The organism is Streptomyces sp. NPDC002690 (genome assembly GCF_053592415.1).
In genome coordinates this window covers 1-12,183 of the sequence record NZ_JBSFVR010000227.1, presented here as the reverse complement: position 1 = coordinate 12,183, position 12,183 = coordinate 1, and the positions used below count along the sequence as shown (strand labels likewise).

The window sequence follows — 12,183 nt, the reverse complement described above, 5'->3', positions numbered from 1 at the left end:
CTCCACCGGGAGGCGGACGGCGTCCAGCAGCGTCATGTCGCTCGCGTACGTCAGCGCGCAGGTGTGCACCAGCGGGTCATCGTCGGATTCCGACGATACAAGGCCCTGAACGACAATGACTAGCCCTTTCACCCGGACGAGGTCACTGTCAGGCTCACGCCGAACCCCGGCCGCCGTTCCGCGTACCGTCGACGGTGTGGGGCGAGTTGACCGAGGCCACCCGCCCGGACCTGAGCACCGCGACGCGACGCCCCGCGCATTCCCGCACCGCGCGCCCCGCACCTCACACCCACCGCCACCCCACAAGGCGCGGTGATGCGGCACACTGGACGTTTGGCCGCATGCGCGGCCGTACCCCGGAGAAAGGGCCGCAGCGAGTGACCGGACCCCTCATCGTCCAGAGCGACAAGACACTTCTGCTGGAAGTCGACCACGAGCTGGCGGACGCGTGCCGGAGGGTGATCGCGCCCTTCGCCGAGCTGGAGCGCGCACCCGAGCACATCCACACCTACCGCGTGACCCCGCTCGGGCTGTGGAACGCCCGCGCCGCCGGGCACGACGCCGAGCAGGTCGTCGACGCGCTGGTGGAGTACTCCCGCTACCCCGTGCCGCACGCACTGCTGGTCGACATCGCCGAGACGATGGCGCGGTACGGCCGTCTCACCCTGTCCAAGCACCCGGTGCACGGCCTCGTGCTGACCAGCACCGACCGGCCGGTCCTCGAAGAGGTGCTGCGGTCGAAGAAGATCACCCCGCTGGTCGGGGCGCGCCTCGACCCGGACACGGTCGCCGTGCACCCCTCGGAGCGCGGGCAGATCAAGCAGACGCTGCTGAAGCTCGGCTGGCCGGCGGAGGACCTCGCCGGGTACGTCGACGGCGAGGCGCACCCGATCGAGCTGGCCCAGGACGGCTGGTCGCTGCGTCCGTACCAGCGGCAGGCCGTCGACGGGTTCTGGCACGGTGGCTCGGGTGTCGTCGTGCTCCCCTGTGGTGCCGGAAAGACGCTGGTCGGAGCCGGTGCGATGGCCGAGGCGAAGGCCACCACGCTGATCCTGGTGACCAACACGGTCTCCGCCCGGCAGTGGAAGCACGAGCTGATCAAGCGCACCTCGCTGACCGAGGAGGAGATCGGCGAGTACAGCGGTACCCGCAAGGAGATCCGCCCGGTCACCATCGCCACGTACCAGGTGCTCACCACGCGCCGTAAGGGCGTGTACGCGCACCTGGAGCTCTTCGACTCCCGCGACTGGGGTCTGGTGATCTACGACGAGGTGCACCTGCTGCCCGCACCGGTCTTCAAGTTCACCGCCGACCTCCAGGCCCGCCGCCGCCTCGGCCTGACCGCCACGCTGGTCCGCGAGGACGGGCGGGAGTCGGACGTGTTCTCGCTCATCGGCCCGAAGCGGTTCGACGCCCCGTGGAAGGAGATCGAGGCGCAGGGCTACATCGCGCCCGCCGACTGCGTGGAGGTACGGGTCAACCTGACCGACCACGAGCGGCTCGCGTACGCCACGGCCGAGCCCGAGGAGAAGTACCGCTTCTGCGCGACCACCGTCACCAAGCGGAAGGTCACCGAGGCGCTGGTGCGCAAGCACGCGGGCGAGCAGACGCTCGTCATCGGGCAGTACATCGACCAGCTGGACGAGCTGGGCGAGCACCTGAACGCACCCGTCATCAAGGGCGAGACGCCGAACTCGCAGCGCGAGAAGCTCTTCGAGTCGTTCCGCCAGGGCGAGATCAGCGTGCTGGTCGTCTCCAAGGTCGCGAACTTCTCCATCGACCTGCCGGAAGCCACCGTCGCCATCCAGGTGTCGGGTACGTTCGGCTCCCGCCAGGAGGAGGCGCAGCGCCTCGGCCGGGTGCTGCGGCCGAAGGCGGACGGGCACGAGGCCCGCTTCTACTCGGTGGTCGCCCGCGACACCATCGACCAGGACTTCGCCGCGCACCGGCAGCGGTTCCTGGCCGAGCAGGGGTACGCGTACCGGATCGTGGACGCGGACGAGCTACTCACGGAGAACACCGGGAACACCGGGGACACCGGGAGCACCGAGACCGCGGACGACACCGAGAACTGAGTACGAGCTACGAGCGGCGGGCGCCCGGGTCCAATGGCCGGGGCCGCCCGCCGTTCGCGTGCGGTCAGGGCCGGGGCGCGAACAGCAGCATGACGCCCAGGGCGATCATCGCGGGCGGTACGTACGCGAGCCCGGCGGCGATCCAGCGGGCGGCGGACCACGAGCGGCGGATCGCCAGCAGCCAGCAGAGTACGAGCGCGGCCGGCGTCACGGTGTGGCTGAGCCGGTAGCCGAGGGTCACCACGTTCAGCGGTCCGCGCACGGCGGGCTCGCAGACCGGACCGCAGGCGGCACCGGCGAGCAGGGCGATCCAGAGCAGGCCCGTCACCACGGGCACCAGGTACGGGAGCAGGACGGTGGCGACGGCGGGCACGGCCCAGCGTGGTGCGGGGCCGGAGCCGGTCGGGGCGGGCCCGAACCGGCGGCCACCGGGGAGGAGGTACGGGGCGCGGGCGCTCCGGCCGGACCGGAGCGTGGCGGCACGGGCGGCGGCACGGGCGGCGGTACGAGAACGGCTGCGGCGGTAGGGCATACGCCCAGCCCACCGCAGAACCGGATCAGATAACTCCGGTTCCGTACTCATCCCGCGCCCGGACTGGTACTCACCGTGCGCGGCCACATCCGCACCCACCGGGCACCGGGCGTACTCACCGGGCGCGGCGGATGCCGGAGCCGACGGCGTACTCCCCCCGGACCGCGACGTCGAAAGCGGTGGTGACGTAGACGCGGACGGCGCGCAGGGCGTCGCCGAGGAGGTGGGGCCGGAGGTGACCGGTGGCCGCGGTCGCGCCGTGCGCGGGGCCGGTCCTGCGGGGATTCAGGATCGCGGTACTCATGCCTACCAGGGTGCTCCTTCCTCCCGCGTACGGGCCAGGACGGCGGCCAGGACGGCGGCCAAGACGACAGCCAGCACGGCTGCCAAGACGACAGCCGGGCGGCGGCCAGGACGACAGCCGGGCGGCCCCGGCCCGGAGCAGCGTCTCCGTGCGGCAGGCCCTGCGGCCCCGAAAAGTATCCGGTTCGTCCGTGCCCCGGAGCGTGGATACAATCGCCGGTCTGCCCCGCCCTCCCGCACCGTGGTACCGGCCTCGTCCGCCGGCAGCCGGGGGAGTGCCGCCGACCGGACGGAAACCGGCCGACCGCCGTGCGCGCCACCGCGTGCGCGGCCGGCACGCGCGCCCTCGCGCGTGCCCCTCGTGATCCGCCCACCGGGACCCGGCCGTGCGCCCTTCAGCGCCGTGCGGCCGTCGTCCCGCGTCGAACTGCCGGAGGCCATACCCGTGTCCGCGCCGCACACCGCAGAAAGTGGCACCCCCACCGATCCCCCCACCGATCGGATCACCGATCCGCTGGCCCGCGAGCGGGGACACCTCGCCGCGTCCCGGACGGCCCTGCGCGTCATGCGCGAGGACGTCCAGGCCCTCGACATCCGCGACGTCACCGCCAACTGGGTGAACGCCGCCGTGCTCCAGGCGCAGATCGACGAGCGCATCAAGGCACTCGCCGACCTCTCGCACACCCCGCTCTTCTTCGGCCGGCTCGACTTCCAGCACCCCGTCGGCGGTGAGCTCGCCGAGGGCGCGGAGGGCGAGCGGTTCTACATCGGCCGGCGTCACGTCCACGACGCCCACGGCGACCCGATGGTCATCGACTGGCGTGCGCCGGTCTCGCAGGCGTTCTACCAGGCGTCCCGCCTGGACCCGCAGGACGTGGGGCTGCGCCGCCGCTTCGGCTACACCGGCGGCGAGCTGACCGCGTACGAGGACGAGGACCTGACGGTCTCCGCGGAGTCCGCCGAGGCCGCGGGGTCCGGCACCACCAGCAAGCTGCTCCAGGCGGAGATCGAACGGCCGCGCGTGGGGCCGATGCGGGACATCGTCGCGACGATCCAGCCGGAGCAGGACGAGATCGTCCGTAGTGAGCTGGGCGGCACGATCTGTGTGCAGGGAGGCCCCGGTACCGGAAAGACCGCGGTGGGCCTGCACCGTGTCGCGTATCTGCTGTACGCGCACCGGGACCGGCTGGCCCGCACGGGCACGCTCGTCATCGGGCCGAACCGCTCGTTCCTCCACTACATCGAACAGGTGCTGCCCGCCCTCGGTGAGATGGAGGTGCAGCAGGCGACCGTGGAGGACCTGGTCACCAAGGACGTCGAGGTGCGCGGCACGGACGAGGCGTCCGCCGCCCTCGTGAAGGGCGACGCGCGGATGGCCGAGGTGCTGCGGCGGGCGATCCGCTCGCACGTCACCCCGCCTGCCGAGGAGGTCGTGGTGGTGCGCGGTTCGCGCCGCTGGCGGGTTCCGGCGTACGAGGTGGAGGAGCTGGTCGAGGAGCTGCTCGCCCGCGACATGCGGTACGGCGCCGCGCACGAGGCGCTGCCGCAGCGGATCGCGCACCGGGTGCTGGTGCGGATGGAGGAGGCCGGGGAGGCACCGGACGACCGGGTGCAGAACGCGGTGGCCCGTACGCCCGCCGTGAAGGCGGCGGTCAAGGCGGTCTGGCCCGCCGTCGATCCGGCGAAGCTGGTGCTGCGGCTGCTCTCCGACCCGGAGTTCCTGGCCGCTCACGCGGAAGGGCTGCTCACCGAGGACGAGCAGAAGGCGGTGGTCTGGACGAAGCCGGCCCGCAGTGTGAAGTCGGCGAAGTGGTCGACTGCGGACGCGGTGCTGATCGACGAGGCCCGCGATCTGGTGGAGCGTACGCACTCGCTCGGCCATGTGGTGCTCGACGAGGCGCAGGACCTGTCCCCGATGCAGTACCGGGCGGTGGGGCGCCGCTGCTCGACGGGTTCGGCGACCGTGCTGGGCGACCTCGCGCAGGGCACCACCCCCTGGTCGACGCGGAGCTGGGCGGACGCGCTCGGACACCTGGGCAAGCGGGACGCGCACGTGGAGGAGCTGACGGCGGGCTTCCGTGTGCCGCGCGAGGTGATCGCGTACGCCTCCCGGCTGCTGCCCTCGATCGCCCCCGGCCTCGCACCGGTCGAGTCGGTGCGTGAGTCGCCCGGTTCGCTGGCGGTACGTCCGGTGGACGGTGCCGAAGCACTGGTCGCGGCGGCGGTCGCCGCCTGCGAGGAGGCGCTGGAGCAGGAGGGCTCGATCGGCCTGATCGCCGCCGACGCCCGGGTCCCCGCGCTGGCCGAGGCACTGGCGGCGGCCGGGCACGCGGTGCTGTCGCCGGGTGAGGAGACGAGCGCCGAGTCCCGGCTGACGCTGGTCCCCGCCTCGCTGGCGAAGGGCTTGGAGTACGACTACGTGGTGCTGGACGAGCCCGCGGCCGTGGTCGACGGCGAGCCCGACGAGCGCACCGGACTGCGCCGGCTGTACGTGGCGCTGACCCGCGCGGTGTCCGGCCTCACCGTGGTGCACGCGGCGCCGCTGCCCGAGGCGCTGGCCGCCTGAGGGACCGCGGGCGGTGTCCGTGCCGGGTCGCCCCGCGCGGACACCGCCTGCCCGGGTGCCTGAGGGTTGTCCCGGCTCTGTTCTCCCGAAGCTACGGCGAAGTGACAAGTAGCTCTCTGTAGCGGATCAGGGGTGGGCTTGTCAGAGTTTTCGATCTACTGGGCTCACCGGGGGACCTGCTCGGCGAGGTTGGTCTGGTCATGACGACCGGAGGGAGACCGGGGTGCGGCAGGAGTAGGAGCCGGAGGACCTGATCGAGGTCTGGACGCTGCTGGAGGAGGACCAGGAGCGGCTGCGGAACAAATCGGGGGCGAACCGGTTGGGGTTCGCGCTGTTGCTGAAGTTCTTCGAGGTGGAGGCCCGGTTCCCGGAAGACGCTGGGGAGATCCCGGTGCCAGCGGTGTCGTACGTGGCGAGAGCGAGGCCGTCCTGCGCCGCGTACGGCACCTGTTCGTCAACCGGACCAACCTGCGCGCGGCGCTGGTGCGGCTGGTCAACGCCACCTTCGCCGCCCGCGACGCGGCATGGTGGGGCGAGGGCACCGCCTGCGCGAGCGACTCCAAGAAGTTCGGCTCTTGGAGCTCGAACTTCATGACCGAGTGGCACCAGCGGTACCGCGGGCCCGGCGTGATGATCTACTGGCACGTCGAGAAGAAGTCGCTGTGCGTCTACAGCCAGCTGAAGTCCTGTTCGGCTTCCGAGGACGCCGCGATGATCGAGGGCGTGCTGCGGCACTGCACGGACGTGGAGATCGACCGGCAGTACACCGACACGCACGGCGCCTCCATCGTCGGGTTCGCCTTCGCCCACATGCTCGGCTTCAACCTGCTCCCCAGGCTGAAGAACGTCGGCTCCGCGCGGCTGTACCGGCCGGCGGCCGGGGAGGACGAGAAGTGGCCGCACCTGGCGCCGGTGCTGTCGACCAAGACGATCGACTGGGACCTGATCCGCCAGCAGTACGACCAGATCGTGAAGTACACCACCGCCCTGCGCCTGGGCACCGCCGAGGCCGAGCAGGTCCTGCGGCGCTTCACCCGAGGTGGGCCCAAGCATCCGACGTACCGGGCGATTGAGGAACTCGGGCGGGCGGTGCGTACGGCGTTCATCTGCGACTACCTAGCCGACGCCAATCTGCGGCGCGAGATCAACGACGGTCTCCAGGTCGTGGAGAACTGGAACAGCGCCAACCACGACCTGTTCTACGGCAAGGACGGCGACCTGACCGGCTCCGACAAGGAGTCCCAGGAGGTCTCGATGCTCGCGCTGCACTTGCTCCAGTCGGCGTTGGTGCACGTCAACACCCTGCTCCTCCAGGACATCCTGAGCGAGGAGAAGTGGTAGAAGCGGCTCACCGATGCCGACCGGCGGGCCCTGTCCCCGCTGTTCTGGACCCACGTGAACCCCTACGGCCGGTTCGAGCTGGACATGAACTCCCATCTCGACCTCACTGCCGCGGCGTCCATGATGCCCGGCCCCCGCACCGCGCCCGATACGCGCGCTGCCGAACCGGCGGCGGACGGTGCGGCCGGGTCGGCATCCTGAAGACCTGCACCCCGGGCGTCGCTGGCGGGCGGCTGGATCGCAAGCGATCCCGAACCAGCCGCGCACGGTTTTCAGGGCGCCGCGCTCGTGCCGTGTCCTACGCGGGTGTGCCGGGTCAGACGGGTAGGTGCACGGCGAGTTGCTCCCACTGCCGTACGGGCGGGGAGTCGGGTGTGGTGGTCACAAGGTGGAGGCTGACGTGGTCGGCCCCGGCGTCGAAGTGCTCTTGGACGCGGTGGGCGATGTCCTCGGCGCGGCCGTGGGCCACCAGCGCGTCGACCAGCCGGCTGTCAAGCGCGTCCGGGTTCTCATGTCCAAGTCCACGCAGCAGGTCGCGGCGGTTCGGCAGGGCGGCCGCGGCTGTGGTGCGGGCCAGGTCGGCGGTGTCAGCGTGGTCGTGGCTGAGCACGCAGAGCTGTGTGATGGTCAAGAGGCCGTCGTCTTCGAGGACGGCTCTGGCTGCTCGGGTGTACTCGGCGGGCATGCCCAGCACTGTTGCGCCCCGGGCGCGTTCGGCGGCGAGGGCGAGCATGCCAGGGTCTAGGGCGGCGAGTACGCGGTTCGGTGAGGCGACCGTGTCGGGTGGCCCGAACGGGGCGTTATCCAGCGCGTCGAGGTAGGTACGCATGGTGGCCAGAGCCGGGCCGGAACGGTGGCCGCGGACGCCCTGGGCCAGGCTGGCGTGGCTCTCCCACAGACCGAGCAGAAACCTTCCGGGGTATGCCTCCTCCAGGGTGCGCTGCGCGGCGGCGGCCGTGACTGGGTCGCGGGCGTAGATGTCGGTCATGCCGGAGGCCACGGTGATGTGCCGGGTGGCCGCCAGGAGGATCGCGGCCTGCGCCATGGCCTCCCGTCCCGTGATCTCGGGGAACCACAGAGTGCCGAAGCCGAGGTCCTCGACCGCGGCGGCAGCCTTACGAACCTCGGGTGCGGAGAGGTGGTCGAAGTCCGCCGCCCAGATCCCGACGCGCCCGAGGCCGTGAGTGCGGGCGCTCATGCGTCCTGCCCGGCGGTGCGCGCGGAGTCGAGGAACGCGGCGATCTGGGACGCGCCGGTGCGCTCCAGCCAAGTGCTGAAGTCCATCGTGCCGGGGTGGATCTCCCGGGTGGCGGGGATGTCCGCGCGGTAGCCGTGTTCGTTGAGCCACTCGTTGGCGTAGGCGAAGTCTTCGCTCAGGGCCCGGATCACGTCGATCGGAATTTGAACGTAGGGCAGCGGTATGCCAAGTGCCTTCCCGATCGCCGCGGCGACCTGAACCGGCGTGAGTTCGTCCCCGGCCAGAGAGACAGCCCGGCCGATCCACTCCTTCGGCTGGGAGAACGCCAGCGCGGTGACGGCGCCGACATCGTCGACGGCCATGATCTGCTGGGGGACCTCCGGAGCAAGCCCGGTGGACAGGTTCCCGTTCCGCAGCGCGTATCCGCCGGTGAAGTTCTCCATGAAGGACACTGGCCTCAGGATCGTCGCGGGCAGGCCGAGCGCGGCGACGTGCCGCTCGATCCGCCACTTGCTGACCAAATTCACCGGCAGCTTCTCCTCAAGGTGCCGGTCCGCTTCGGCGACCGAGGTGAAGACGAAGTGCCCGATGCCCGCGGCGTGCGCGGCCTCGGCGACGTTTGCTCCCCAGCGGACCTCGTCGTCGGCGGTGAAGTCCGGGGCGGTGCCGGGCGAGCCGACGGTGGGCTGGACGCTGAACAGACCCCAGGCGCCCTCGGCCGCAGCGATCAGAGAGTCGACGTCCTCCATCCGCGCGCGGATTACCTGTGCGCCGGCCTGCGCCAGCGCTGTGGCCTGCGGCCCGTTCGGGTCGCGCGTCAGTGCGCGCACCTGCCAGCCGTCACGGAGCAGGTGATGTGTCACGGCCCTGCCCTGCAGGCCGGTCGCACCCGCCACCACGACGGTCTTCTTCGTCAGCTTCACGATCATCTCCATCGTGTCCATGCGGAGGGGAAGCCAGCCCCGCAAGTGGGGCGGCCCTCCGTTTCTCCTTCGTTACAATATGGAGGGCCACCCCGTTTATCAAGCCATCAGGAGTGCCCGTGCCCAAGGACGCCACCACCCCGCCCGCCCGGCCGATGCGCGCCGACGCCCGCCGCAATGCCGAGAAGATCGTCGCCGCCGCCGGGGCCCTGATCGCCGAGCACGGCGCCGACGCCTCCCTGGAGGAGGTCGCCCGGAGCGCCGGAGTCGGCTCGGCCACCCTGCACCGCCACTTCCCCTCCCGGCAGGCGCTCCTGGAGGCGGTCTTCAAGGACCGGGTGGAGGCCCTGTGCGCGAAGGCGAACGACCTCCTCACCGAACCCGACCCGGGCCAGGCGCTGACCACTTGGCTTCACGCCGTTGGCGCGCACGCCGTGGCCAACCGGGGCCTGGGGTCTTCGCTGATGCGGGACGGAGACCCGGCGCTTGGCGAAACCTGCCACGAAATGATCACCACTGCCGGAGACGCCCTCCTTGCGCGCGCCCAAGCAGCAGACGCCGTGCGCGCCGGGATCACCATCGCCCAACTGCTCAAGCTCGTCGGCGCCATCGCGCTGGCCACCGAGCGGGAGATCGACGGCCCGGCCGAGGCCGACCTCTTGCTGTCGATCACCATCGACGGCGTACGCACACGCTGACCCCGGTCCTCACAAACGGTCCTTTGCGCGAGCAAGATCAATCGCAAGTCGCCAGACCCTCGTCGAACCCGGATTCGTTCTCAGAACCCGTTCTCACTCGAAAGCGGGACTGACTCCCTTGTGAGACTTGCATTGTGCGAAAATCCGGGTCCATGACGGGCCCTCAGCAGCCCTCGCCGCTCGACCGGTCGGACGCCGACGCCGTCGAGCAGCACGCCTGTCCGAAGTGTGACGCACAGCCCGGCTCGCCGTGCCGCTCGCGCGGCAGCGCGGTCGCCTCCGCCTACCACACCCGCCGCTTCACCATGGTGCCCCGACTGAAGAAGGCGCTGCGGGTGCCCACCCCGGCCGACCGCGGCCCGGGTCGACCGTGGCGGCCGGGCACCCCCGCCGCCGGCGCCGATCGACCCGGACCTGCCGAGCGCGGACATCCGCATCGGATACGCGCGCTGCTCGACCCTCGGGCAGGAACTCGACTCGCAGCTCGACGCGCTCAGCAAGCACGGCATCCCGAGGGACAAGATCTTCAGCGAGAAGATCAGTACCCGGGTGCGGGTCCGCCCCCGGTTCGAGGAGGCGCTGAGGACCGCGCGGGAGGTCAAGGCGCACGCCCCGCACTGCCGGGTCATCTTCACTGTGTACGGGATGAAGCGCCTCGGCCGCGACGCCGCCGAACTCACCGCGCTCGCCGACCACCTCACTGCCCACGGCCTGGTCCTGGAGATGCTCGCCGGGCCCCTGTCCGGCATCTACGACCCCACCGGCCCGGGCAAGCTGCTGTTCGCGTTCTTCGCCGCCATGGCGGAGAACGAGCGGGAGAACATTCGGGAGTCCACGCTCGAAGGGCTCGACACCGCGGCCCGCAAGGGCAAGCACGGCGGCCGGCCGCCGGTCATCACTGACGACATGCTGCACACCGTGCTGCGACGCCGGGCGAACGGCGAGTCCGTGGAACAGATCCAGCCCGACCTCATCATCCCCACCGGCAAGCGCAAGGGACAGAGCCCGTCCGTCGCCAGCATCTACCGGGCGCTCGCCGAGCACGCCAAGCGCGAGGCATACCCCGAAGCCGTCGAGCAGGCCCACGCCGACTTCGCCGCCCTCCAGTCCGGCGAAGTCCCCGGACCCCGTCTCGCGCTCTCTGACCGAGCGCCACTCTGATCACGGAGAGCTACTTGTCACTTCGCCGTAGCTTCGGGAGAACAGGGCCGTCCCGCAAGGCGTGGTGGATCAGTGCGCGACGTCAGATGCGGTGCGTCGCAAGGCGGAGGGGCGTCCGCATACTGGATGTATGCGGACGTTCCGACAACGCGGCGAGGTGCCGTAGCTGTCGTCGCGCACCCGCCAGGAATTGCGGGACAACCCTTACGCGTCGACGGCCTCGCGCCAGGTGCGTACGGCAGCCTCGTCCACCGGACCGGTCCAGCCGTGCGGGCGGGCGGCGCCACCGATGTGGAAGGCGTCGAGTCCGGCCGCCCGCAGGCTGGGCAGGTGTTCGAGGCGGAGGCCGCCGCCGACCAGGATCTGCGGCTCGTAACCCGGTTCGTTCGAGCGGGAGGCCTCGTCCAGCAGGGTCGGTACGCCGTCGTCGACCCCGGTCGCCGCGCCCGCCGTCAGGTACGTGTCGAGTCCGGGCAGGTCCGCGAGCTGCTTGCGCAGCGAACCCCGATCGGTGGCCCGGTCGATCGCGCGGTGGAACGTCCACGGGCAGCCGTCCAGCTCGGCGACGAGCCGTTCGACGGCGACCAGGTCCGCGTGGCCGTCCCGGTCCAGGAACCCGAACACGAACTGGTCGGCTCCCGCCTCCCGCAGCTCGCCGAGCCGCCCGAGGAGGCGGTCGATGTCACCGGTGGCGAACCCGTCCTCCTGCCGGAGCATCACGCGCAGCGGGATGTCGACGGCCGCCCGGATGGCCGCGAAGGTCTCCCGGGACGGGGTGAGGCCGTCGGCGGCCATGTCGGTGACCAGTTCGAGCCGGTCGGCTCCACCCGCCTGGGCCGCGACCGCGTCCTGGGCGTCGAGCGCGATCACCTCCAGGACTGCGCGGTTGCTCATGTGTCCCCACTTCTCGGGTCGACGCCCACCCGACCGGATCGGACCGGTCCGAATCGACGTCAAGAGGTCTAGGCCAATATCCAAGCCTACGGTCGTTCGCGCGACCGCGCAGCCCTCCGGGGTCCTTGCGGGTGACCAAGGCGCGACTGGGTCGTGCCTGGTCACCTCATACGCGTACGAACCGGATCGGGGTCCCCGGGACCGCCTGGGCCGCCGCCGCCAGGGCGTGCGCCAGGACGACCCCGACGACCGGGTAGCCACCGGTCGTCGGGTGGTCGTGCAGGAACACCACCGGGCGGCCGTCCGGCGGGACCTGGACCGCGCCGAGCACCATGCCCTCGCTGGGGAGTTCGCCGCCGGGGGTCCCACCGACGCCGGGGGCCCGTTCCAGTGCGGGGTTTTGCCGGATTCGGGAAGCCGTGCTTTGTTCCATGCGTTCGGAGATCGATCACACGGTCGACGGAAGTTTCGCCGACGCATTGGAATTGATCA

The 12,183-nt window shown here is 71.1% G+C and carries 9 protein-coding genes and 4 pseudogenes; 7 read left to right on the top strand and 6 right to left on the bottom strand.

Annotated elements, in window-relative coordinates:
* Nucleotides 1-377: 377 nt before the first annotated feature.
* Nucleotides 378-2,075 carry a DNA repair helicase XPB gene (locus tag ACWD3D_RS24720; protein ID WP_451462991.1) on the top strand — a complete coding sequence of 566 codons (1,698 nt, stop codon included), beginning with the start codon at nt 378-380 and terminating at the stop codon, nt 2,073-2,075.
* A gap of 64 nt (nt 2,076-2,139) precedes the next feature.
* On the opposite strand, the gene ACWD3D_RS24715 is transcribed toward ACWD3D_RS24720, so the two are convergent.
* Complete coding sequence (locus ACWD3D_RS24715) at nt 2,140-2,607, bottom strand: hypothetical protein (RefSeq protein ID WP_451462990.1); 468 nt, start codon at nt 2,605-2,607, stop codon at nt 2,140-2,142.
* Between the two features lie 115 nt (nt 2,608-2,722).
* A complete protein-coding gene (locus ACWD3D_RS24710; protein ID WP_451462989.1) occupies nt 2,723-2,911 on the bottom strand; it encodes a hypothetical protein in 189 nt (62 codons plus the stop codon).
* Between the two features lie 444 nt (nt 2,912-3,355).
* On the opposite strand from ACWD3D_RS24710, the gene ACWD3D_RS24705 reads away from it, so the two are divergent.
* The 3 genes and pseudogenes from ACWD3D_RS24705 to ACWD3D_RS24695 form a co-directional block, all read left to right on the top strand.
* Nucleotides 3,356-5,476 carry a HelD family protein gene (locus ACWD3D_RS24705; RefSeq protein WP_451462988.1) on the top strand — a complete coding sequence of 707 codons (2,121 nt, stop codon included), beginning with the start codon at nt 3,356-3,358 and terminating at the stop codon, nt 5,474-5,476.
* A gap of 250 nt (nt 5,477-5,726) precedes the next feature.
* Nucleotides 5,727-5,834, top strand: a pseudogene (locus tag ACWD3D_RS24700) (hypothetical protein); the annotation flags it as partial.
* 71 nt (nt 5,835-5,905) lie between these two features.
* Nucleotides 5,906-6,817: pseudogene (locus ACWD3D_RS24695) on the top strand (transposase); the annotation flags it as partial.
* A gap of 316 nt (nt 6,818-7,133) precedes the next feature.
* On the opposite strand, the gene ACWD3D_RS24690 reads toward ACWD3D_RS24695, so the two are convergent.
* Nucleotides 7,134-8,015, bottom strand: a complete 882-nt coding sequence (locus ACWD3D_RS24690) for an LLM class flavin-dependent oxidoreductase (protein ID WP_451462987.1) — start codon at nt 8,013-8,015, stop codon at nt 7,134-7,136.
* Entirely contained in the window at nt 8,012-8,959 is a 948-nt protein-coding gene (locus tag ACWD3D_RS24685) for an NmrA/HSCARG family protein (protein WP_451462986.1), read from the bottom strand. Before ACWD3D_RS24685 ends, ACWD3D_RS24690 begins: the two co-directional genes overlap by 4 nt.
* 98 nt (nt 8,960-9,057) lie before the next feature.
* On the opposite strand from ACWD3D_RS24685, the gene ACWD3D_RS24680 reads away from it, so the two are divergent.
* The 3 genes and pseudogenes from ACWD3D_RS24680 to ACWD3D_RS24670 all read left to right on the top strand — a co-directional run bounded on the left by ACWD3D_RS24680 (nt 9,058) and on the right by ACWD3D_RS24670 (nt 10,797).
* Nucleotides 9,058-9,636: a TetR/AcrR family transcriptional regulator gene (locus ACWD3D_RS24680; RefSeq protein WP_451462985.1), complete on the top strand. Its 579-nt coding sequence runs from the start codon at nt 9,058-9,060 to the stop codon at nt 9,634-9,636.
* Nucleotides 9,637-9,788: 152 nt separating this feature from the next.
* A pseudogene (locus tag ACWD3D_RS24675) lies at nt 9,789-9,920 on the top strand (zinc finger domain-containing protein); the annotation flags it as partial.
* Nucleotides 9,921-10,038: 118 nt separating this feature from the next.
* Nucleotides 10,039-10,797: a recombinase family protein gene (locus tag ACWD3D_RS24670; RefSeq protein WP_451462992.1), complete on the top strand. Its 759-nt coding sequence runs from the start codon at nt 10,039-10,041 to the stop codon at nt 10,795-10,797.
* 204 nt (nt 10,798-11,001) lie between these two features.
* Here ACWD3D_RS24670 and ACWD3D_RS24665 read toward each other — a convergent pair whose 3' ends face one another.
* Together ACWD3D_RS24665 and ACWD3D_RS24660 are read right to left on the bottom strand one after the other, a co-directional pair.
* Nucleotides 11,002-11,691 carry a copper homeostasis protein CutC gene (locus ACWD3D_RS24665; RefSeq protein ID WP_451462984.1) on the bottom strand — a complete coding sequence of 230 codons (690 nt, stop codon included), beginning with the start codon at nt 11,689-11,691 and terminating at the stop codon, nt 11,002-11,004.
* A 166-nt stretch (nt 11,692-11,857) separates the two neighbouring features.
* A pseudogene (locus ACWD3D_RS24660) lies at nt 11,858-12,094 on the bottom strand (allophanate hydrolase subunit 2 family protein); the annotation flags it as partial.
* Nucleotides 12,095-12,183: the final 89 nt, after the last annotated feature.